21 protein-coding genes are annotated in these 22955 nt (G+C 42.1%); 20 read left to right on the top strand and 1 reads right to left on the bottom strand.

Translation table 11 applies throughout. The features are described from left to right. Positions 1-287, top strand: a 287-nt coding sequence (locus SPD53_RS17245; protein WP_336253304.1) for a hypothetical protein, incomplete at its 5' end; no start/stop codon positions are given. 68 nt (positions 288-355) lie between these two features. Here the strand turns inward: SPD53_RS17245 and SPD53_RS17240 are convergent. Continuing rightward, positions 356-526: a hypothetical protein gene (locus SPD53_RS17240; RefSeq protein ID WP_336253303.1), complete on the bottom strand. Its 171-nt coding sequence runs from the start codon at positions 524-526 to the stop codon at positions 356-358. Positions 527-620: 94 nt separating this feature from the next. On the opposite strand from SPD53_RS17240, the gene SPD53_RS17235 reads away from it, so the two are divergent. The 19 genes from SPD53_RS17235 to SPD53_RS17145 all read left to right on the top strand — a co-directional run bounded on the left by SPD53_RS17235 (position 621) and on the right by SPD53_RS17145 (position 22902). Beyond that, positions 621-2192, top strand: a complete 1572-nt coding sequence (locus SPD53_RS17235) for an ABC transporter substrate-binding protein (RefSeq protein ID WP_336253302.1) — start codon at positions 621-623, stop codon at positions 2190-2192. 79 nt (positions 2193-2271) lie between these two features. Then, positions 2272-3186 (top strand): ABC transporter permease, encoded by a 915-nt coding sequence (locus SPD53_RS17230; protein WP_336253301.1) that lies wholly within the window; start codon positions 2272-2274, stop codon positions 3184-3186. Between the two features lie 12 nt (positions 3187-3198). Continuing rightward, positions 3199-4095, top strand: a complete 897-nt coding sequence (locus SPD53_RS17225) for an ABC transporter permease (protein WP_336253300.1) — start codon at positions 3199-3201, stop codon at positions 4093-4095. Positions 4096-4108: 13 nt separating this feature from the next. Then, positions 4109-5113, top strand: coding sequence for an ABC transporter ATP-binding protein (locus SPD53_RS17220; protein ID WP_336253299.1), 1005 nt, complete (start codon positions 4109-4111; stop codon positions 5111-5113). Further along, a complete protein-coding gene (locus SPD53_RS17215; protein WP_336253298.1) occupies positions 5091-6119 on the top strand; it encodes an ABC transporter ATP-binding protein in 1029 nt (342 codons plus the stop codon). The genes SPD53_RS17220 and SPD53_RS17215 overlap by 23 nt, the downstream gene beginning before the upstream one ends. Then, positions 6106-7281 (top strand): M20 family metallopeptidase, encoded by a 1176-nt coding sequence (locus SPD53_RS17210; RefSeq protein WP_336253297.1) that lies wholly within the window; start codon positions 6106-6108, stop codon positions 7279-7281. The genes SPD53_RS17215 and SPD53_RS17210 overlap by 14 nt, the downstream gene beginning before the upstream one ends. Positions 7282-7420: 139 nt before the next feature. After that, the gene (locus SPD53_RS17205) at positions 7421-8056 is read left to right on the top strand and encodes a helix-turn-helix domain-containing protein (protein WP_336253296.1); all 636 of its coding nucleotides are present in this window, start codon (positions 7421-7423) and stop codon (positions 8054-8056) included. A gap of 25 nt (positions 8057-8081) precedes the next feature. Beyond that, positions 8082-9233, top strand: a complete 1152-nt coding sequence (gene rodA, locus SPD53_RS17200; protein WP_336253295.1) for a rod shape-determining protein RodA — start codon at positions 8082-8084, stop codon at positions 9231-9233. A gap of 8 nt (positions 9234-9241) precedes the next feature. Then, a complete protein-coding gene (gene ftsW, locus SPD53_RS17195; RefSeq protein WP_336253294.1) occupies positions 9242-10369 on the top strand; it encodes a putative lipid II flippase FtsW in 1128 nt (375 codons plus the stop codon). Positions 10370-10649: 280 nt separating this feature from the next. After that, complete coding sequence (locus SPD53_RS17190) at positions 10650-11519, top strand: ATP-binding protein (RefSeq protein ID WP_336253293.1); 870 nt, start codon at positions 10650-10652, stop codon at positions 11517-11519. A 15-nt stretch (positions 11520-11534) separates the two neighbouring features. Beyond that, the gene (locus SPD53_RS17185) at positions 11535-13451 is read left to right on the top strand and encodes a vWA domain-containing protein (protein ID WP_336253292.1); all 1917 of its coding nucleotides are present in this window, start codon (positions 11535-11537) and stop codon (positions 13449-13451) included. 164 nt (positions 13452-13615) lie between these two features. Beyond that, complete coding sequence (locus SPD53_RS17180) at positions 13616-14830, top strand: MFS transporter (protein ID WP_188856082.1); 1215 nt, start codon at positions 13616-13618, stop codon at positions 14828-14830. 4 nt (positions 14831-14834) lie between these two features. Further along, positions 14835-15470: an ElyC/SanA/YdcF family protein gene (locus SPD53_RS17175; protein ID WP_188855995.1), complete on the top strand. Its 636-nt coding sequence runs from the start codon at positions 14835-14837 to the stop codon at positions 15468-15470. Between the two features lie 259 nt (positions 15471-15729). Further along, positions 15730-16149: a hypothetical protein gene (locus tag SPD53_RS17170; RefSeq protein WP_336253291.1), complete on the top strand. Its 420-nt coding sequence runs from the start codon at positions 15730-15732 to the stop codon at positions 16147-16149. Beyond that, positions 16149-17504: a tripartite tricarboxylate transporter permease gene (locus tag SPD53_RS17165; protein ID WP_156854884.1), complete on the top strand. Its 1356-nt coding sequence runs from the start codon at positions 16149-16151 to the stop codon at positions 17502-17504. The genes SPD53_RS17170 and SPD53_RS17165 overlap by 1 nt, the downstream gene beginning before the upstream one ends. A gap of 29 nt (positions 17505-17533) precedes the next feature. Beyond that, positions 17534-17860, top strand: a complete 327-nt coding sequence (locus SPD53_RS17160) for a hypothetical protein (RefSeq protein ID WP_336253290.1) — start codon at positions 17534-17536, stop codon at positions 17858-17860. A gap of 253 nt (positions 17861-18113) precedes the next feature. Continuing rightward, the gene (gene pflB / locus SPD53_RS17155) at positions 18114-20357 is read left to right on the top strand and encodes a formate C-acetyltransferase (protein WP_442946226.1); all 2244 of its coding nucleotides are present in this window, start codon (positions 18114-18116) and stop codon (positions 20355-20357) included. Positions 20358-20397: 40 nt separating this feature from the next. After that, positions 20398-21123, top strand: coding sequence for a pyruvate formate-lyase-activating protein (gene pflA, locus SPD53_RS17150; RefSeq protein ID WP_336253288.1), 726 nt, complete (start codon positions 20398-20400; stop codon positions 21121-21123). Positions 21124-21459: 336 nt separating this feature from the next. Continuing rightward, positions 21460-22902 (top strand): SLC13 family permease, encoded by a 1443-nt coding sequence (locus SPD53_RS17145; RefSeq protein ID WP_336253287.1) that lies wholly within the window; start codon positions 21460-21462, stop codon positions 22900-22902. Positions 22903-22955 lie beyond the last annotated feature (53 nt).

Here is a 22955-nt window from a genome sequence, read left to right as displayed (position 1 = left end):
TTTCAGGTGAAGGGGGGGATAAAATGGGTAAATTCACCAAATCCCTTGGAATTGCTGGAGCAGCTCTTGGAGTAGCCTATTTATCAAAAAGCGAAAATAGGGAAAAGATGAAGAAATTAATCGGGTTGGATAAAGATTCCCAGTCCTATGTGAAAAAGCTAGGAAGACCCGGAGCTGTCGGAGCCGCAGATGATGCGAAAATGGTTGATGAAGGAGCTCTAACAAGCGTACAATACTACAATAAACTCCAAGAAGAAGAGGAAGAAGAGGAAGAGAAAAGTGAATAATAAGAAGTAGAAAACACCAACAAACAGAAGAATTGCTTGTTGGTGTTTTTTTGATTTTCTTTATTAAATCAATCTGATATATAAACAATCCTCGTTTCTCTCGTTTTATCTCCATTAATATTCTCAGCTTCAAACGTGATAACATGGAATTTTTTCCGCAAGCTTTCCTTTACTTTAAATGACAACTTGCCGCTTACTGCATCAAAATCTGCTCGGTAAGAAACTCCCTCAATAATCACATATAGGTTATGGTACTAGGTCTGTTCTTGCTTGTATCCGCATATATATGAAGAAACATGTTGCCTGTCACTTGATTAAAAAAGGAGGGGGCCGATGAAAAGAAGGATTTGGATGCTTGGGCTTTTGCTTATGGGGTTATTTTTGCTTGGTGCTTGCAGTAATGATGAAGAAGACGGGGAAAAAGACCAGGACACGGGTGAAACAGCGGATATAGGTGGAGATGAGCGAACACTCACAATCGCGGTTGGTTCCGACATGGTTACGTTTGATGTGCATGATCATATCAATACGTCAACGGAAGCCATTCACGTGAATATGTTCAACTATCTCGTGAAGCGTGATAATGAGACGGGAGAAATATTGCCAGACCTTGCGGAGTCTTTCGAGAATATTGATGACCTCACTTGGGAATTCAAACTGAAAGAAGGCGTCACATTCCATAATGGTGATGAATTGACGTCAGCTGATGTGAAGTATTCGTTAGAACGAGTCGCAACTGGGGAAGAACTGAAGGATTATCCGAATTATAACCAGATTAAAGAAGTAGAGATCTTGGATGATTACCGGTTCCGCATCATCACCCATGAACCAGAGCCCGTGCTGCTCAACCGGATTTCACGGATTGCTTCAGCTATATTACCTTCCAACTATATTGAAGAAAATGGTTTTGACCACTTTTTACAAAATCCAATTGGAACAGGCCCCTTTCAATTTGTTGAGTGGGTAAGAGATGACCGGATTGTATTTGAAGTATACGATGATTATTTTGAAGGAAAAAACGAGGAATGGGATCAACTGGTTTTCCGGGTTATCCCTGAGAACTCGACGAGGGTTTCTGAGTTGCTGACAGGCGGAGTTGATATTGCCGTCAATATCCCGCCGGCAGATTGGGACCGGGTGGCAGATCATGAGAATACGTATTTAGCCCAAGAGACGTCAAATCGGACATTGATGATTTTCTTAAGATCAACAGAAGGCTACCCGACTTCGGATCAGCGGGTAAGAGAAGCACTGGACCTTGCAATTGACAACCAGGCGATTATTGATAGTTTGCTAGGGGGAGCTGGTGTGCCCACGATTACACGGGTTGCACCTGGTAACTTTGGGTTTGCAGAGCATTTATATGATACGTACAACTATGACTTGGAGCGGGCGAAAGAATTGCTCGCTGAAGCAGGATTTCCGGATGGTTTTGAAATGACGTTCCACTCTCCAAGGGGCCGCTATTTGCAAGACGCGGAAGTTGCAGAAATGGTTGCTGGCATGTGGGCGCAGATTGGTGTGACAGCGAATATCGAGTTCATGGAATGGAGTAATTTTGTTGAACTCCGAAATGCCCATGAGAATGAAGATGCCTATTTACTAGGATTAGGTAACTCGATGTTTGATGCTGCGAACGCCTTGGATTGGTATAGTGCCGACCGGTTTGAAGGGGAAACAGATTACCGGAATGATGAAGTCGAGGAGCTGCTTGCCGCGGCAATGACAAACATGGACCTTGAGGAAAGAAATGAGCAGTATATTAAGGCGCAGGAACTACTGGCAGAGGATGTCGCCCATATTGTTTTGCATATGGAATCAATCAATATTGGCGTAAGTAAAGAAATCGATTATACGCCGACAATGGATGAGATGATTTATGTAGATACGATTACAAGAAAATGATTGGCAAGGGATTTCCCGGAAGCAGACTTCAATCGTCACTTGCTTTCGGGAGAACTTTCGATTGGAAGGGGGATGACCGGTGAACTACTTTTTTAAAAGAATCTTGGAAATCATTCCCGTATTGTTGATCATTACCTTCATCGTTTTCACACTCGTCTTTATCGCCGGTGACCCGGTGGCATTGCTGTTACCGGAGGATGCAACCGCTGAAGATATCGCAGCTCTGCAAGCAGCATTAGGACTTGATGACCCTTTCTATGTACAGTACGGGAGATATGTAATGAATATGCTGCAAGGTGATTTCGGAACCTCCTTCCGTTACGGTGAGGACGCCATGCTGCTTGTCTTTGAAAGGCTTCCTGCTACTCTTGAACTTGCCATCGCTTCTATACTCGTTGCGATTATGATTGCCATACCTTTAGGCATCTGGTCTGCAACGAAAAAGAATTCAAGTATTGATTTAGTAGCAACGGGTGCGGCCGTGCTTGGAAAAGCGATGCCGAATTTTTGGTTAGGAATTATGCTTATCCTCGTATTTTCCGTAACCTATTCTATTTTCCCCGTGTCCGGGAGAGGGTCATTCGCCCATTTGATCTTACCAGCGATTACGCTTGGTACAGGGATTGCGGCGGAAATGACGCGGCTTATCCGGTCCAGTATGCTTGAAACGTTGGGACAGGATTATATCCGGACGGCCAAAAGTAAAGGATTGAGAACCGGAATTGTCGTTTATAAACATGCTTTTCGGAATACACTCGTCCCCGTCGTTACAATCATCGCACTCCAGACATCGACGCTTATCGGCGGTACATTGATTACGGAAACTGTATTTGCTTGGCCGGGAATCGGACAATTGCTTATTCAGGCAGTGAACAATCGAGATATGGCAATCGTTCAGGCATGTGTGATGGTCATTGCGTTTTTCGTCATTGTGATGAATTTGATTGCTGACTTTTTGTACCAGTTATTAGACCCGCGGATCAGGTATAAATAGGAGGTGGATGACATGCCGCAACCTAGTATCATGCAGGGACCAGCAAGGAAAAATTCGAAGCTGAAACGCTGGCTGAAGTTATTATTCCGGAGTAAAACGGGAACAGTCGGGCTTGTCATCGTAATTTCAATTGTGATTATTGCATTCTTTGCACCATGGCTTGCACCACATGAACCGAATGTGATCGATCCAGTAAATACCCATAAGCCTCCAGTTTGGATGGAAGGGGGAGATAGGGAGAATATACTTGGCACGGATAATTTGGGCCGGGATATATTAAGCCGGATTATTTACGGTTCACAAATTTCCTTATTAGTCGGTATCTCTTCCGTTGTCCTGGCAGGAATCATCGGGATTCTTGTTGGACTTTTCACGGGATATTTCGGCGGATTTCTTGATACTTTTTTCATGCGGCTTGCAGATTCCTTTCTAGCCATCCCAAATATATTATTAGCTTTAGTGATGTTGGGAGTATTTGGTCCTGGTTTATTTACTTTAATCCTTGTCCTTGGCGTGACAAACTGGGTGCAATATGCGCGGATTATCCGTGGCGAGGTTTTATCGATAAAGGAAAGGGATTTTGTTCGGGCGGCCAAGTCAATCGGTGTGAAACATCGCAATATTATTTTTTCTCATCTTTATCCGAATGTCATTTCTTCTTTTATCGTCGTTGCAACATTAAGTGTAGCAAGCACAATCATATTGGAATCTTCTTTAAGCTTTCTAGGTCTAGGTATTCAGCCGCCGCAAGTATCCTGGGGAACGATCCTTAGTGATGGGAGAGATTATTTGGCAACAAGCTGGTGGTTAGCGACATTCCCTGGGCTTGCCATTACCATCACTGTGTTAGGAATTATATTCCTTGGTGACTGGTTGCGGGATATTCTTGATCCGCGATCGGTGAAGTGAAGGAGGCGATGGAATGGAGCACGCATTATTAACCGTCAATCGTTTAAAAACATATTTTTATACAGAGTATGGTGTCGTTCCGGCGGTGGATGATGTCTCTTTCTCTATCCAGAAAGGGGAAATTGTTGCCATCGTCGGGGAATCCGGATCAGGGAAAAGTGTAACTTCTTTATCGGTGATGGGCTTAATTGAAGAGCCGGGAAAAATTGTCGGCGGTGAAATTCTTTTTGCAGGTAAGGATTTAGTTGGCATGTCAATGAAGAAAATGCGTGAGCTGCGCGGGAATCAGCTTGCGATGATCTTCCAAGAACCACTTACTTCCTTAAATCCAGTCTTTACAATCGGGAACCAGCTTGCTGAATCAATCCGACTCCATCAGAAGAAAAATAAAAGAGAAGCACGAATCATCGGTATCGAAATGCTGAAGAAGGTTGGTATTGCGCGGCCAGATAAAGTATATGACCAACATCCGCATGCATTAAGCGGTGGCATGCGGCAGCGCGTGATGATTGCGATGGCATTGTCCTGTAACCCGCAATTGCTGATCGCCGATGAACCGACAACAGCTCTTGATGTAACCATTCAGGCACAAATTCTCCGGTTGATGAAAGATTTGATTGAAGAATCGGGGACATCGATCCTTTTCATTACCCATGATCTTGGTGTCGTCGCCGAAATGGCCGATCAAGTGATTGTCATGTATGGTGGCCAAGTTGTGGAGCAAGCCGATGTGTATACGTTATTCAAAGAACCGAAGCATCCCTATACGAAAGGATTGATCGATAGCACGCCGAAGATAGATGAATGGAAGGAAGAACTTGTCTCCATTCCCGGCACGGTTCCCGGTCCGTTTGAATTCCCGGAAGGATGTAAATTTGCTGACCGCTGTCCATTTGTAATGGATAAATGTAAGGCGGAGCGTCCAACTGTAACAAAGGTTGGAAAGGGACATGAGGTCCGTTGCTGGTTGCACGGTGAAAAGGTGGTGGATTTGAATGAGCGAGCATCCTTTACTTGAAGTGAAGGGACTTCAAAAGTCGTTCGATGTGACGAAAGGTTTTTTTAAAAAAGAAAAGCAATACCTCCGTGCGGTAAATGATGTCAGTTTTACCGTTCGAAAAGGGGAAGTACTAGGAGTTGTCGGGGAATCAGGTTGTGGCAAGTCTACCCTCGGTAATTTAATCGTTCATCTGCACGAACCGACAGCCGGAAAAATTGTCTTTGAAGGAATTGACATGTCCGCGCTTTCCCGGGAGCAATTGCGGAGACAACGGGCGGACATCCAAATGATTTTCCAAGATCCGTTCTCCTCGCTAAACCCTAGGAAACGCGTATTTGACATTATTGCTGAGCCACTAAGAACGCACCGGAATTTAAATAAGGAAGAGTTGCAACAAGAAGTATTGGATTTAATGGATTTAGTCGGGCTGAATCGTTCCTTTCTGAATCGGTATCCTCATGAATTCAGTGGGGGACAGCGTCAGCGGATTGGGATTGCAAGAGCCATTGCACTCCGACCGAAACTGATTATATGTGATGAACCGGTATCTGCTTTGGACGTATCCATTCAATCGCAAATCTTAAATCTCTTGAAAAAGTTGCAGAAGGAATTGCAGCTCACCTATATATTCATTGCCCATGGTCTGCCGGCTGTAAAACATGTAAGCGACCGAATTGCCGTTATGTATTTAGGAAAAATTGTCGAATGGACGACAAAAGAAGAGCTTTTTACAAACCCGATGCATCCATATACAGAGGGGTTGCTGTCAGCAATTCCGATTCCGGATCCTACCAAGCGGAAGGAACAGCGTCCTCTATTGGAAGGAGATATCCCAAATCCGGTCAACCCGCCACCCGGTTGTAAATTCCACCCCCGTTGTCCGTATAAGACGGAGATTTGCATGCAAGTCGAGCCGGAGTTTACAGAGAAGAGAGCCGGCCATTTTGTAGCTTGTCATCATCCACTTGGCGCAGAGAAACAGGCGGGAGAAAAAATTATAGAGAAGGAATGTGAAGGAAATTAGTACACGTGATGTACGCCAATACCTAAAGTCTAATAAGGAGAAGTTGAAAGCGGAGTTAATAGAGTTGGTAAAGGCTGAGTCTCCAAGTCATGAAAAGTCAGCATTACTCGCTTGTGAACGAACAATCAAGCAGATATTTTCCGGCCATTTCGGAGACCGATTTACAGTTGAAACGTTCCAGATGGAAGAAACCGGTAATCATTTGAAATATGAAATACCGGAACAACCTGGACCACGGATTTTATTTTTATCTCATTATGATACGGTGTGGGGAAAAGGAGAGTTACCAATTGTTGAAAAGAAAGGCAAGATTTACGGACCAGGGATTTTTGATATGAAAGCAGGATTGCTCTGTTCGATTTGGGCGGTAAAGGCCTTGCTTGAAACGAAGGGTGGGCTCACTTTTTCTCCGGTCTTTTTATTTACAGCCGATGAAGAGATTGGTAGCCTTACTTCTAAAGAAATTATCGAAACAACGGCGAAGACTTGTGATGCGGTATTTGTGATGGAGCCGCCGACGTCAAGGAGTCATGCGCTGAAATTAGAAAGAAAAGGTGTCGGGGAATATACGATTACAGCGACGGGAAAAAGTGCGCATGCTGGAAATCATCATGAAGAAGGAGTCAGTGCTATTTTGGAAATGTCCAAGATTATTCAAAAGTTGGAAGGGCTGACAGACTATAAAAAAGGTACAACTATCAATGTTGGGAAAATAAATGGCGGTTCCGTTAGTAATGTGATTCCGGAAAAGGCTGAGATTGAAGTGGATTTCCGGGTGAAGAACAGCGGGGAAGCGAAACGGATAGAGGCTGCCATTGAATCGCTTTCCGTTAGTCATCCTGAAATTGATCTTGTCATAGAGGGCGGATTGAACCGTCCGCCATTAGAAAAAACAACTGGAAATCTGGCGTTATTTGCACTCGCTAAGCAGGCGGGGAAGAAACTCGGAATCAAAGTGAAGGGGGCAAGTGCAGGCGGTGGCAGTGATGGCAACTTCACGTCTGCCCTGGGAATTCCAACCTTGGATGGGCTTGGAATACCAGGTGGCGGGCCACATGCAAGGAATGAACATATTAAATTTGAACATTTCCCTGGGAAGTGTGCACTTGTTGCAGTGACTTGTGAACTGCTTAGCAAGAAAAAAGGGGAGGTCATATCATAAGAGGTTGATCTATAAATGATTGACCTCTTTATTCTTGTGTTTAAGAAACGTTGAGATTTCGCCTTTGTGTTGTTGACAAATTGTCACCGGTTTGGTAGATTCGACAGAGTTAAGGCTTTTTGGAGAGGTAGGAAATCAAGTGGCTGAGTATCGATTTGAGACGTTACATAGAGTGTTGTATGATTTGATGGAGGAGAAACAATTTTCCATTAGAAGATTAAGTAGAGAATCGGGAGTAGACCATGCAACGATCTCTAAAATATTGAACGGTAAACGAAGAGCGAACATCCATCATCTTCAGAAACTGTCGAAAGGCCTAGGTACCGATGTCTTACCACTCATGCAAGCTGCAGGTTATATTGAAGAAACTGGTGAAGGAGAGCCAAATGAGCTGCAATCTGTTTTTGAAAAAATGCACCATGTATTAGCTGTAATGGATGAACATGAAAGAAAATTTACAGAGAAAGAATTACAGCAAGAAATTATTATTTACGAGGAACATAGTTTAACAGAGGAAGGGAAACAGACAATTTTGGATAACTTCCAAGCAAAGCTAGCCAAAATCGATGGCCAGGGTCCCTATATTAAACAGCTGCAATCGATGTTTTCTAGATTTATCAATAGAAAAGGATCGGTAAAGGAACTTGGTTTAATGGGAGCAGCACTTCTTTATTTTGTTGTTACGAAGGATTTGCTGCCAGACTTTCTTTTCCCGGTAGGGTTTATGGATGATGCCATCGTCGTGCAAGTCGTTATGAAACAGCTGGAAAAATAAAGAATATGGATAGAGAAGGGTTCCTATGTTTGGAAATAAAAAACAATTAGATACTACTATTTTAATAACTTTACTCGGATTATTCGTGTTCAGCATCGTGGCCGTTTATAGTGGTTCTGGCCAATATGTCTCGGATAATCCGTATCATTATGCAGTGCGGCAGGTCATTTGGTATGCGGTCGGAATCGGCATCATGCTGGCGATTGCCCGTTTTGATTATGAATTATTAAAGCGCATGGCCCCTATTTTTTACCTAGTCTGTGTCGGCCTATTGTTGCTTGTATACTTGTTTGGAACGGAAAAGAAGGGAGCTCAGCGGTGGTTAAACTTAGGATTTATTGAAATTCAGCCGACTGAATTTATGAAAATAGCGCTTATCGTATATCTTGCTTTTATTTTAAGTAAAATTGGTTCGGATAAATTATCCTTTAAGGCGAGTATTAAGCTTACGTTGAAGGTTGGCTTGATATCTATTATCCCCTTTGTACTGATTATGTTGCAGCCTGATTTAGGTTCTGCCTTAGTTATCGTTGGAATTACCGCATCGGTTCTCGTCGTTTCGAGTATATCACCTAAGATGATCGGGCTAATTTTTAGTTTAGGGGCCGCGTTCATGAGTCTATTAGTTTACTTGTTTTATTTTCATCATGAATTATTTACACGTTTTTTTAAATCCCATCAGTTAGAAAGGATATATGGCTGGCTATACCCGGAGCAATATACTTCAGATTACGGGTATCAATTACAGCAGGCCTTACTAGGGATTGGATCTGGTCAGTTAGGCGGAAAGGGATTGAATCAGGGGGTGCAAGTACAGAGTGGGAATATACCGGAAGCCCATACCGATTTCATCTTTGCGGTAGTTGGTGAAGAATTCGGCTTTATTGGGAGTAGTATTCTAATATTCATTTACTTTTTACTGATTTATCGTCTCGTGCAAATTGCAAATGAAGCAAATGATTTATTCGGTAGCTTTATTTGTATGGGGGCGGTTGGTCTTATTTCCTTGCAGGTGTTCCAAAATATCGGCATGACAATAGGAGTCACCCCAATTACTGGTATAGCTCTTCCTTTCGTCAGCTACGGGGGAAGTGCATTATTAACAAATTTCATCGTCATCGGCCTTGTACTTAGTGTACAATTAAGAACGAGAAAATATTTATTTGCTGATGGATGAGAGGATAAATGATTATGGGTAAAATTTTATTAAATAGATTGAAACACATGGATTATAGCATCATCGTGGTGACATGTCTCTTAGCCGGGTTCGGGTTGTTGATGATTTATAGCAGTAGTTATGTACTTGGCTATTTGGAATATGGATCCGCGAATCACTTTTTTAATCGACAGTTGCAGTGGTTTGGACTCAGCGTCTTCTTATTTATTTTTGTGGCGTTATTTCCTTATAAAAATTACCGGAAGCTTGCCCCGATGTTAGTCATTTTTTCAATCATACTATTAATTCTTGTGTTGGTTCCGGGAGTGGGGGTTGTCAGGAACTACTCGCAACGCTGGGTAGGGATAGGTCCCTTCACTTTTCAACCAACAGAAATAATTAAATTATTTATGATTATCTACTTTGCATCCTTTTATTCTAAAAGTGAGGAAAAGCTTGCTTCGTTTAAGACGGGTGTATTGCCTCCATTAATTATATTATCTGTTATGTTTATACTGATATTGAAGCAACCAGATTTAGGTTCTGCTGCATTAATTTTGTTTGCATGTGGGTTCATTATTGTCTGTTCCGGTGTAAAAGGTCGCCATTTGTTGATGTTAGGCAGTGTCGGAATAGCGATTATCGTGTATTTTATATCATCTACCTCCTACCGAATGGAGCGGGTGACTTCGTTTATGGATCCATTTGTAGATCCGGCGGGAACAGGGTATCAGCTGGTGAATGGTTATATTGCAATTGGAACCGGTGGTCTATGGGGGAATGGTCTTGGAAATAGTGTGCAAAAGCTCGGATTCCTTCCAGAGGCCCATACGGATTTCATTATGGCAGTCATTATTGAAGAATTGGGGATTTTTGGTCTCATTATATTAATGGGGGCCTATCTATTTCTCATGTTCCGCGGCGTGCAGATCGCAAAAGGGTCGACGGATATGTTCGCAAAATTGCTAGCGATAGGGATTACCTTTCAGATGATGACCCAGGTCATTATCAACCTCGGTGCCGTATCGGGGCTGATGCCAATTACCGGAGTTCCACTACCATTAATCAGTTACGGTGGATCATCCATGCTCTTCACGATGATCTCCCTAGGCATCCTAACCAACATCTCCATCAAAAACCAAATGTCAGCAGCTTAAAGTGGGACACGGGGTCAGAGCCCTTGTCGCACTTTTTTTGCTTGAGTGGTTTTGAAATAAACGATTTTCATCGGATAAACTGTATTACTAGTTTCAGAGGAATTGTATAATACAAATCATTTTAATCATGCTTCAACTCTAGGTATAATGGAACTGTTGTTCATTAAAACATAATAAGAATGAATATGAAACAGAATATAAATTAGATATGGATATAAGAGTCTGGGGCTGGGACAAATGCTCTGACCCTCTGTCCCACTTTTGAAAGGAGTAGTTGTTGATGGATTATGTGTTGCCTGATGTTGTGAGTGAACGATTGGAGGTTGTGCGAAGAAGGGATCCGGGGGAGTTTGCGTATTTGATTCGTCCGGGTGGGTATGTTCCGCCGCATATGGATTTATTAGTGGATGCGATTGTCGCACTCAGTATGGGAAAGAACGTTTTACTGAAAGGGCCGACTGGAGCGGGGAAAACGAAATTTGCGGAAACACTTTCAAATTTATTTCATCAGCCGATGTTCAGTGTGAATTGTTCTGTTGATCTCGATGCAGAAAGTTTACTCGGCTTTAAAACACTTGCATATGAAGAAGGTAAGCAAGTGATTGATTTTGTGCCGGGACCGGTTACGAATGCGATGAAAGAAGGAAGCTTTTTATATATAGATGAGGTTAATATGGCAAAGCCTGAGACGTTACCGCTTATTAACGGTGTTCTCGATTACCGCCGCACGATTACGAACCCGTTCACGAATGAAATTGTAACCGCGAAAGATGGATTTGGTGTTATTGCTGCGATCAACGAGGGGTATATTGGGACGGTTCCACTGAATGAAGCACTGAAAAACCGCTTCATTGTAATTGAAGTTCCTTATATTGAAGGGGAACAACTCAAACAACTTATTACAACTACGACGAATTTAACGGATGAAAGATTAGTCGACTTGTTTGTCCGGTTATCGGGAGACTTGATCACTGCGGTCTATCAAGGTAAGTTGCCTGAAGAGGCTGCATCGATTCGCGCATTGCTCGATGCCTGTGATTTAAGTACGCTTATTACGCCGAAACGAGCGATCCTCCGAGCGATTACAGATAAGCTTGAGGAAGAAAGAGAACGTGAATTTGTTAATAATATAGCCGAAACCTTATTTTAAAAAGGAGAATACAAGATGTATCGTTTCCATGACTCACGGGTCAGAACAAATTATTATATGCAGCTGCAGGACTTGACGAGCGTGTTATCTGGCTTTGCAGAATTGAAATTTGAATATGGTTTTGGTGCTGGAGTGAATCTTGTTGATGAAAAAGTGACGGGAAGCAGATTCTGGGAAAAGCTTGATTTGGAAACACAAGTAGCCGGCTTGAAAAGTGATGTCTATCTTCGCGCAATTGGTACGTTGCGATATTCTCATATACCTGATATGCAGGAATATCTGCGAAATATTGAGGAGTTGCATCTGACAAAGTTTGCAACTCAGCTATTTGCTTTATTTGAAGATATCCGTTTAGAGGAAATAATTAAAAAAGAGCGCCCGGGGACGGTTGCAATTTTCCAGACACGCAGAAAGTATTTCCAGCATTTCTTCACAAGGCAAGTATCTGCTAATGTCACGCGCAGCCGAGGATTGGATGAATTGTTTTGCCTTATTTATTTACTCATTCAGTCTAATCATCCTGATCCGGATTTCGGACGGGCGACAGAACGAGCAGAGGAAAATCTTGAGATATTGAAACCCATGCTTTATTCCATTTATGAAGCGGAAACGACTAGGGATATTACGGAAATCTGTGAAAAAATTGTATTTCGTCTAGGTGAGCTATATGAGGAAGATTCCATCAATGAGTATTTTATTTTTCCAGTGAGTGAGATTCAGCGGTATGAGAAAAATACGTTATTTGATGAACTGACGCGTACCGATCAACTCGCGAATGATGATGTAGAAGACGTGAATAAGGAAGAGAGCGAGTATTTTGATGAAACATTTTCCACTTGGCACAGGGAGAGTGAGAACGAAGACCGCAAGCAGAACTTCTTGCAGTTCGAGCTTGAGCAAGGGGCGAAATCGAGTATGCTCGGTGGAGGGGTAAGAGAAACCGAAGATGCCGATCAGGCGCTAGCAAGTATTCAAGGTGCGGCCGGGGAAAGTAAGCAGAACGATTATTCGAAAATGGAAGCACTAGATGAACAAAGTGCGCAAGATGCAAAACAAGGTAATGAGTCTGTCTATGGGGAAGAAAATACGGATGCTGTAAAGATTGTGAAGGAAGCTGAAGTGCCGAGTCCAGAAGATCAGGAGCTGTACCGGGAATATGTTGCTTCGATTGAAATGTATCAGCGCAGGCTTGCCAATACCATTCGTAAAACAATCGAGCATAAACAGACGAATCCTCGGAAAGATTTACTTATTGGTCGCTTATCGAATAAGCTGCTATCTGTAGTCCTGGAAGATAATCCGCGGATCTTTTATAAGAAAAATGAAGAATCGAATGAGTTTGATGCAGTGTTTACGTTGCTTGTTGATTGCTCAGCTTCGATGCTTGGGAAAATGGAAGAGACGAAGAAGGGAATAATTCTGTTTCATGAAGTATTGAAAGAATTGAAGATTCCTCATTCTATTATTGGTTTCTGGGAAGATGCGAATGAAGTAAGACCGGGATATTTGCCGAACTATTTCCATATAATCCATTCCCATACGGATTCATTGTACGCAAATAATGGGGCGAAAATCCTGCAATTGGAAGCGGAAGAGGATAATCGGGATGGTTTCAGTATTCGCGTGGCAGTAGAGGCGCTTGAAGCCCGGCGCGAGAAAAATAAATTCTTACTCGTATTCTCTGATGGAGAGCCTGCAGCGAGCGGCTATGACCAGAACGGAATTGTCGATACGCATGTAGCTGTATCGGAAGCTAGGAAAAAAGGAATGGATGTCATCGGAATGTTCCTCGCAGAAGGGGAAATCGAGGAAAAAGACGAATTCACGATGCAAAATATTTACGGCAAAGAACGAATCATGGTACCAACCGTCGCAGAACTACCCGAACACTTTAGCACCCTCTTGAAAAAGCTCCTACTTAAAACCATTTGAGCGGGACATTGGGGTCAGAGTAATTGTCCCACATTTTGGGACAATTACTCTGACCCCAATGTCCCACTATGTTATAATATGTAAAATAGAATGAATATTATAGAAAGAAGCGATACATATTGGCGAAGCAATCAGCTGTTAAGTTACAGACACAGAACAAAACGATGTACTCGATTTTATTTATTATTGGCCTCACTCATCTGTTGAATGATTCTTTGCAGGCTGTTATTCCGGCAATGTTTCCAATTTTAGAACGGTCACTTGGACTGACGTTCACACAGCTCGGGTTTATTACCTTTACGTTAAACATGGTCGCATCTGTCATGCAGCCGGTTGTCGGGATGTACACAGACCGGCGCCCAATGCCTTATGCCCTGCCATTAGGTTTGCTGTCAAGTATGTTCGGGATGCTTGGTCTTGCATTTGCACCGAACCTTCCTACAATTTTAATCAGTGTTGTCTTAATCGGATTAGGTTCAGCAGTCTTTCACCCAGAAGGTTCGCGCGTTGCCTATCTTGCAGCAGGGAATAAGCGGGGACTTGCACAATCAATTTATCAAGTGGGGGGAAACAGTGGACAAGCGCTTGCACCTATTATTACTGCACTTGTTCTTGTACCGATGGGGCAATTCGGTGCGATTTGGTTTGTACTTGTTGCGTTTATCGCTTCCATGTTCCTTGTCTACATATCTAGGTGGTACGCCGGCCAAATAGAAGTCGTGAAGAAAGCAACGAAAAAGGAAAAGAAATCTACAGAGACAAAACAAAAGCAAAAACTGCCGAAAGTTATTCGCAATGCCGTGATTTTACTCGTATTTGTTGTGTTCGTTCGCTCTTTGTATCATAGTGCGATTTCAAATTATTATGCCTTTTACGCGATTCAAAATTACGGTGTCTCTATCGCCGAATCACAAACCTTTATTTTTGTGTTTCTTCTAACTGGAGCGATTGGTACATTTATCGGTGGTCCTCTCGCTGACCGTTTTGGGAAAAAAGCGGTTATTATGGGTTCCTTACTTGCTCCCGTGCCGTTAACCATCATACTCCCATATGTCGGCCCGCTCGTAGCACTTATTTTGATCGGAATAATTGGAACGCTTATCCTGTCAAGTTTCTCAGTTGCCGTAGTATATGGTCAGGAAATGGTACCAGGGAAAGTTGGCACGATGTCAGGTTTAATTGTCGGTCTTGCATTTGGAATGGGAGCAGTCGGTTCTGTATTTTTCGGAAGTTTAATTGACTGGATTGGCTTAAATCCTACAATGATTATTGTGTCATTTTTGCCATTACTTGGTTTATTGACAGTAATGCTTCCGTCCGATGAGAAATTAAGAGAAATCAACCGGGAATTGGGGCACGCAGGATATGTTTCCGAGTAACAGATTGAAAAAGCGATATTTGCTGATTCTATTATTCATATTACTCGTCACGATTGTTCTTTTGTTTTTCCGCTATGGCGGGGAGTTGCTTGTAACGGAAGATGATTTGGAAGATGTTGAGCAAACAGTGTTAGTACTGTTGATGGGAAGTGTCGGCGACCGGGCCCTTGGTGCACTTGAACTTTATGAAAACGAAAAAGCGGATCAAATATGGATGGTGCAGTCTCATCTTGAGGGACGTGAATTATTAGAAGAAAAAAATATTACCATTCCAGGGGATGCTGAATTAAGTAAAAGAATTTTAACAGATTCTGGTGTTCCGGAAGAAAAGATAACGATCATCCCTGGCGATGCAGAAAGTACGAAAGATGAAGCGCTGGCAGTGAGAAAATATGTACAGAATCACACGGAAATCGATCATTTGATTTTGACGACATCCAAATTCCATTCCTACCGCGCGAAGTTAATTTTCAATAAAGCTTTGAATGATAAAGGCATTACAATCTACTCATCCCCAACACCGTACGATCCGTATCAGGCACGAGGATGGTACAAGGACCGAGAAGATATCCAACGCGTCACAACGGAATATATGAAACTAGCACATTACTTCCTATTAGAACAATTCCAAATGAAATAAAGTGGGACACGGGGTCAACCTGTCCCACTTTTTTCTGTCTATCCCATGATCTATTAATATTACTTTACATCTTTCAACAAACCTAGGTATAATCAAATGGTGTGCAGCAAGCTATCTAAAAATATTCTATTCAACAAAGTTTCTTAATATTCAATCTTGTTGAATGGATGATGAAATTTATTTTCACCGACTTGTTTAGTTTATCACAAAACAAGAGCATGGGCATACTGAAAACAGCTAAGAAGAAAGGAGAAATAAAATGGCGCAACAACAGAAGAACAAGGAATCCTATGTTGAGGTAATTGGAGATACTGTTTATGGCAAGCATCTTATTGCGACAATTAGTCTCAGTATTTCCTTAAGTTTAATTGGTTTCTTTATTGGAAAACAAATATTTCCCCATATTGCACCTGAACAAATGGTGAAGTCCTATTCTCTACTGCTCGGAATTGCGGGAAGTTTAATCGCACTTCTAATCAATACATTATTATTCAAACCAAAGCGGATACTGAATGAGACTCCAAATACGAGTGCTGAGCTTACCGCAGTGTATCAAAAACTGCAATTCGATATTGAAGAGGAACGGCAAGCGATATTGAATGATCCCGTAACAGCACAAGAAATGAAAGAGCAAGGAATCTATGACATGTTTATGGAAGAAAAGAGGGAAGAGCATTAATGAATGTATTATTACTTGCGATACTACTCGCAATTGTTGCGGGAGTCATATTTACTTTAATAGGTCTTATTTCAGGATCAGACGAAACGGCGGTTATGGTACCGGCAACGTTAATTGTCGTGTTACTTGGTGCGCCACCTGAAGCAGTGTTTGCATTCTTTATGTCGGCAGTACTTGCAAAGCACTTGACGCATGCAATTCCGACCGCATTAATGGGGGTCCCGGGAGACACGACGGCAGCTCCGATGCTTGAGCACGCGAACTTTATGCGCCGCATTGGTTTACCCCATATCGCCCTTAGAAAAATGATTTCGGGTGGAATTATTGGTGCATTCATTGCCCTTCCCATTGCATTATTATTCGCTGTATTCTTAAGTCAATTCGGGACATTTTTCCAGGATAATGCAGGTATTATATTTACTCTAGCTGCCGTATTGATCGGGTATGTTTCAAAAGGACGTTGGGTTAGTATTCTGCTCATTGTTCCCCTAGCTTTAATTATTCAAGGCTTGAATTTAGTCAGTACATCAATATTAGGGAGCGGCTTGTCCATCAGTTTCTTTCTAGGAATTGCGATTGGGCCGATGTTAACGGATATATTACTCGCGACTTCCCGTAGTGCACGCCCCAACATAGAACGGACGAAAAAGAATGAATATAAGCTTGCCCCTGAGCAGAAGTCTTGGTCCGGATATTTCCCAAACCCGTTTAAAGTATTAACGAAAAAACAGACAGCTGTGGTAGGGGGGACGTCTTTCCTTTCATCATTAACGTTTGCACTTAGCCCAGTTGGAATGACATCACTAATGGGAGAAATTGTTGGTTCGAGGGTGAAAGGGCAATATAAAAAATCGACAACTAGTCTTGCTACGATGAACGCAGTAACGGAATCGACTTATGTTGCGGAAACGCTTATCCCGCTTATTGCGTTTGGAATTCCACTTAGCCCGGTTGCGATTGGGCCGGCTCAAGCGTTATTTAACGCACCACCGGTATACACGACAGAACCGGTACATAATCTGCATACGTTGATGGCACCGATGGATTTCTTCATTTATGGTTTAATCGGATTGATTGTTGCATCCATCATTGCTTATCCATTTTCAATGAATTATGCGCGAAAAGCAACGGTGCTCGTGTTGAAACGAATTAATCAGGAAGCAATTATTGCAATGTTTATAGGGATCGTATGTCTGCTTGCATTTTACGAAGGCGGACTAGTTGCGGTATTCGTCACCTTTGCCATGGCCATGGTCGGCGGAATGCTGAACCGTTTTCTCGGAGTAGGCGTCGGAGTCCAGTTCATGGTATTTTACGGATCCAGCTGGATCATCTCAACATTACTAGGATTATAATAGAAAGCGGGACAAGGGGGTCAGAGCAAATGTCCCACCTGACTGGGACATTTGCTCTGACCCCCTGTCCCATCATTCTTGGATTCTTCGGTCTCGGACCATTGACGGTGATGGTTCTTGTCGGTGGATTCTTCGGAAACCTTGATTTACCTTATCCTCCAGAAATCATTGTACTCGCCGTCACGTCAGGAAGTGCGATTTCCATTTTACTTTCACCATTAATTATGCCCGTAATTACGTTAAGTGGGGCGAATGGTTTGAGCGGCTTTAAAAATGGAATCAGGTTTAATTGGAAATATGCGCTTGTACTTTATGTTGTGGTGCAAATTTATGTGCAACTGATGGTTTTGTGGTAGCATGCCGCGAGCTAACTTCATTAAGCCAAAGATCATGTTTTACTAGCTGATTGATTCGTTTTTTAAAAGCCCCTGCACATCTAAATTTACCATTTTGTCACAATTTCACGTATAATACAGTGCAAAATCATCGACCTATGTGATATAATGAACATGTAATTAAATGTGAGTCATTGAACAAATGAGTGGCTGATCATTATAGCTTTATTAAACAATAAGTAATGATGAACACCAATCCAGGAGGTTGATGAAAATGGCAACTGAAACAAAGGAAAAACTTCAATTTACCGGTGGAAAATGGGAAACTGAAATCGATGTGCGTGACTTTATTGTGAACAACTTTACACCCTATATGGAAGATGAAAGTTTCTTGGCAGGACCAACAAAGTCAACAGTTGAGTTATGGGATCATGTGATGGAATTAACAAGTAAAGAGCGAGAAAATGGTGGAGTATACGATATGGATACGAAAGTTGTATCCACGATAACGTCACATGGTCCAGGATATTTGGATCAATCAAAAGAAAAAGTTGTCGGTGTACAAACTGATGCTCCGTTCAAGCGATCCCTTCAGCCTTTTGGAGGAATTCGGATGGCGGTTGATGCTGCCAAAGCTTATGGATTCGAGGTGGATGAGGAAGTAAAGCATATTTTCACAGAGTATCGTAAAACGCATAACCAAGGTGTATTTGATGCATATACTCCTGAAATCCGTGCAGCAAGAAGAGCTGGTATTATTACAGGACTCCCAGATGCTTACGGGCGTGGACGGATTATAGGTGACTACCGCCGGGTTGCATTATATGGGGTCGATCGTTTAATCGAGGATAAACAAGAACAGCTTCGTTCAGTTGGTGCAAATGGCATGATGAGTGAAGAAGTCATTAGAGACCGTGAAGAAATTAATGAGCAAATACGTGCATTACATGAATTAAAGCAGCTTGCTGAAAGTTATGGCTTCGACATTTCTAAGCCGGCAACCAACGCGCAAGAGGCATTCCAATGGCTATATTTCGGTTATCTTGCAGCAATTAAGGAACAAAACGGCGCCGCTATGAGTTTAGGTAGAGTGTCGACATTTCTAGATATTTATATAAATCGTGACTTGGAAAATGGTATTTTGACAGAAGAGGAGGCACAAGAGTTAGTCGACCATTTCGTAATGAAACTGCGAATCGTCAAATTCTCAAGAACACCGGATTATAATGAACTGTTCAGTGGTGACCCGACATGGGTAACGGAATCCATCGGCGGGATTGCAAATGACGGAAGACCACTCGTTACAAAAAGTTCTTTCCGTTTCTTGCATACGTTAGATAATCTTGGACCGGCACCTGAGCCGAACTTAACCGTCCTTTGGTCCGAGCAATTACCGGAGAACTTTAAAAAATATTGTGCGAAGATGTCAATTAAATCAAGTGCAATCCAATATGAGAACGACGATATTATGCGTCCAATTTATGGCGATGACTATGGAATTGCCTGCTGTGTGTCTGCGATGGCAATTGGGAAACAAATGCAATTCTTCGGTGCCAGGGCTAACTTAGCGAAAGCACTCCTTTACGCGATAAATGGCGGAAAAGATGAAGTATCTGAAGTACAAGTTGCTCCACCATATGCCCCAATCAATACAGAGTACTTGGATTATGATGAAGTCATGGAAAAATATGATGATATGATGGAATGGCTGGCGAAGATTTATGTGAACACTTTAAATATCATCCATTTCATGCATGATAAATACAGCTATGAACGAATTGAAATGGCATTACATGATAAAGAAGTTTTACGTACAATGGCTTGCGGGATTGCAGGTCTATCCGTTGCAGCCGACTCCTTAAGTGCGATTAAACATGCAAAAGTAAAAACAATCCGCAATGAAGCAGGGCTTGTCGTCGATTATGAAATCGAAGGAGATTTCCCGAAATACGGAAATAATGACAACCGTGTGGATGATATTGCAGTTTACCTTGTAAGAACATTTATGGAAAAAATCAAGCATTATAAAACATATCGTGATGCAGTGCCAACTCAATCGGTGCTGACGATTACATCCAATGTCGTATACGGGAAGAAAACTGGTAATACACCAGATGGCAGAAAAGCAGGAGAAGCCTTTGCGCCAGGTGCGAACCCAATGCACGGCAGAGATAAGAATGGTGCTCTAGCGTCGTTACTTTCCGTTGCGAAGTTACCTTATGAAGAATCACTGGACGGCATTAGTAATACATTTTCTATCGTACCGAGAGCATTAGGTAAGGATGAAGATACTCGGGTCATGAACCTTGTTGCAATGTTGGACGGTTACGCAAATAAGGAAGGTCACCACTTGAATGTGAACGTATTTGACCGGGAAACATTGCTCGATGCGATGGAACATCCAGAGCAATATCCGCAGCTCACCATCCGCGTATCCGGTTATGCCGTTAACTTTATTAAGCTGACAAGAGAACAGCAAATTGAAGTGATTAACCGAACATTCCATGAAAGCAGATAAAAGCAAATGAGAAGGCAAGCGAAATGAGGGAGGTAGTAATATGCAAGGAAGAATTCATTCAGTCGAAACGTTCGGAACGGTAGATGGACCAGGACTGCGATATATTATTTTTACACAGGGCTGTCCGCTCCGTTGCCAGTTCTGTCATAATCCCGATACATGGAAAATGAGTGATGGGAAAATGATGACAGTTCAAGAATTGGTAGATGATATTCTTGATTATCTCCCTTTTTTCCAAGCTTCCGGAGGGGGAGTTACAGTAAGCGGCGGCGAACCCTTGTTACAATGCAAATTTTTGATTCATTTATTTAAGGAATTGAAGAAATATGGAATTCATACAACAATCGATACGTCTGGTGGTTTATTCAGTTCTTCTCCACATTATTTAGAAACATTAGATGAATTACTTGAGTTGACGGATCTTGTTTTACTCGATTTAAAACAAATCAATGCGGAAAAGCATAGAAAACTGACCGGGTTATCGAATGAACATATTTTAGCCTTTGCCACTCATTTAAAGGAAAAAGATGTCCCTGTCTGGGTGAGACATGTACTCGTACCGGAACGAAGCGATTTTGATGAAGATTTACATGCACTAAGAAATTTCATCGATACATTGCCAAATGTGGAAAAAATAGAAGTACTGCCTTATCATAAACTTGGAGTTTATAAGTATGAAGCACTTGGCATGGATTATCCATTAGAAGGAATCGAGCCACCGACGGAAGAGCGAGTAAGAAATGCGGAAATGATACTAGGTTGTTAGGAGCAAAGGCGCAAGCGCCCGTTTAGCAACGTACAAACTGGAGCACTCCGGAATGAGATAAAGGAAACACAACGAACGCAGTGAGTTGATGTTGACTTATCGATTGAAGGAGTGTGAAGTTTGCTAGTTGCTGGGCGCTGGAGCCGGACGTGGCTAGCCTTGGATATCTAAGCTATCATAGCATGTTTAGTTTATAGTTTCTCATAAGTGCAAAAGGGTTAATTAAAGCTTAGGCTTTGATTGGCCCTTTTTTTGATGTTTTTTTCATTTTGACGAACGGTTCAAAAGCATTTAAGATGAAGGTGTGTGAAAAAATTCAAAAAGGTAGGATGAATAATGAAACGAAAAACTTCTTGGGTTCAAGCAGGGAAAAAACTTTTATTTACTAAACGAGCGATTACTTTTACGCTTGCGACATTGCTGTTTCTTGCACTACTTTATTTTATCCCCAGTCATGTCGATTGGAATGCTCGTGTTGCGATTTCTGTCATGGCGTATGGACTCTTACTTTGGGCAATGGAACCAATTCCGCTTGGGATGACTTCCGTTCTTACGCTTGTATTACTGCTTTTCTTAAACGGGACAACGATTGAAACAGCTTTAAGCGGATTTGCATCATCCGCTGTTTTTTTAATCATTGCTGGAATGATGATCGCAAAGGCGGTCAATGCCACCTCCTTAATGGAGCGGGTTACTTATGCGATTCTTGGAAAATGGGGTAAGTCGCCAAAAGGGATTTTTGCTGGGATGTTTTTACTTATGCAGGTGCAGGCTTTTTTTATTCCGGCAACAGCGGTAAGAGCCCAGCTCATAACGCCGGTGGTTCTTTCCATATTGCGGGTAGTAGGTGCAGGTAGGGAAAGTAATTTCAGTAAGCTGATGCTTATCGGGACAGCTTTTGCGGGGAATATAAGTGGTACAGCGATTTTAACGGCTGCAATTGGAAATATCTTGACGATTGAAATTTTGCAATCCTATCTTGGAACGTCTTTATCCTATCTAGATTGGTTCATCTATGCATTGCCGATCTGGTTGCTATTGATTATTACTATTCCGATTATCGTCTGGTTTTGCTATCCACCAGAGGATTATTCATTTAGTGATTTGCAGAAGGAGATGAAAGAGAAGCAGACGGCGTTAGGTAAGTTTTCCAGTAAGGAAATTAAATGTCTGCTCATTCTTACGCTTACAGTGATACTGTGGATGACCCAGGCCCTTCATGGTTATCATCCGACGATCCCCGCACTCTTAGCGGTTGTACTCCTAGCATTTCCTAGGATTGGAGTTGTCAAATGGAACAAAATAATCGATGTGAATTTCGACATGGTGCTGCTCATCGGTTCAACATTATCCCTTGGATTCGTCTTGATTGAAACAGGAGCAATCGATTTACTTGCGGGATTGTTTACAGCTGATATTGTGCAACAAGCCTTCAGTAACCCATGGCTTGCCTTATGTTTAGTCGTTATTTTATCGCAAATTTATCATCTTGGAGTAACAAATGTGTCGACAGCTGTTGTTACGCTGATGCCTGTCCTAATCGGCTTATCATTACAAGTAGGTATTGATCCGGTCATTATTGCATTTGCCTCATCGGTTACGATGCTGTTCGGTTATATTTTAGTTGTGGAAACAATGCCAAACGTTGTAATTCATGGAACGGGTTTGATTAAGCAGCGAGATTTTTATTTGCCAGGAATTGTTGCAACGGTTGTAACTACAATCATTACGTTGCTCATCGCATTTACATGGTGGCGTTGGCTAGGATTCTGGCCGTAATAATAGGGAAATTTAACTTAAATAACTTCTTTTTTTCATGGTATAGGAAATTA

The sequence above is a fragment of the Oceanobacillus sp. MO10714A genome, assembly GCF_037072045.1.
GTDB lineage: Bacteria > Bacillota > Bacilli > Bacillales > Amphibacillaceae > Oceanobacillus > Oceanobacillus indicireducens.
The sequence above is the reverse complement of the archived record's forward strand: the minus strand, read 5'-3'. Positions and strand labels throughout refer to the sequence as shown.

Excerpts from the sequence above, each read along its gene's own strand:
- SPD53_RS17235 (WP_336253302.1), top strand. The coding sequence starts at position 621 with ATGAAAAGAAGGATTTGGATGCTTGGGCTTTTGCTTATGGGGTTATTT.
- ftsW (WP_336253294.1), top strand. The coding sequence starts at position 9,242 with ATGATTATGGGTAAAATTTTATTAAATAGATTGAAACACATGGATTAT.
- SPD53_RS17190 (WP_336253293.1), top strand. The coding sequence starts at position 10,650 with ATGGATTATGTGTTGCCTGATGTTGTGAGTGAACGATTGGAGGTTGTG.
- pflB (WP_442946226.1), top strand. The coding sequence starts at position 18,114 with ATGGCAACTGAAACAAAGGAAAAACTTCAATTTACCGGTGGAAAATGG.
- SPD53_RS17215 (WP_336253298.1), top strand. The coding sequence starts at position 5,091 with ATGAGCGAGCATCCTTTACTTGAAGTGAAGGGACTTCAAAAGTCGTTC.
- SPD53_RS17165 (WP_156854884.1), top strand. The coding sequence starts at position 16,149 with ATGAATGTATTATTACTTGCGATACTACTCGCAATTGTTGCGGGAGTC.
- SPD53_RS17170 (WP_336253291.1), top strand. The coding sequence starts at position 15,730 with ATGGCGCAACAACAGAAGAACAAGGAATCCTATGTTGAGGTAATTGGA.
- SPD53_RS17185 (WP_336253292.1), top strand. The coding sequence starts at position 11,535 with ATGTATCGTTTCCATGACTCACGGGTCAGAACAAATTATTATATGCAG.
- SPD53_RS17160 (WP_336253290.1), top strand. The coding sequence starts at position 17,534 with ATGTCCCACCTGACTGGGACATTTGCTCTGACCCCCTGTCCCATCATT.
- SPD53_RS17145 (WP_336253287.1), top strand. The coding sequence starts at position 21,460 with ATGAAACGAAAAACTTCTTGGGTTCAAGCAGGGAAAAAACTTTTATTT.
- pflA (WP_336253288.1), top strand. The coding sequence starts at position 20,398 with ATGCAAGGAAGAATTCATTCAGTCGAAACGTTCGGAACGGTAGATGGA.
- SPD53_RS17220 (WP_336253299.1), top strand. The coding sequence starts at position 4,109 with ATGGAGCACGCATTATTAACCGTCAATCGTTTAAAAACATATTTTTAT.
- rodA (WP_336253295.1), top strand. The coding sequence starts at position 8,082 with ATGTTTGGAAATAAAAAACAATTAGATACTACTATTTTAATAACTTTA.
- SPD53_RS17180 (WP_188856082.1), top strand. The coding sequence starts at position 13,616 with ATGTACTCGATTTTATTTATTATTGGCCTCACTCATCTGTTGAATGAT.
- SPD53_RS17225 (WP_336253300.1), top strand. The coding sequence starts at position 3,199 with ATGCCGCAACCTAGTATCATGCAGGGACCAGCAAGGAAAAATTCGAAG.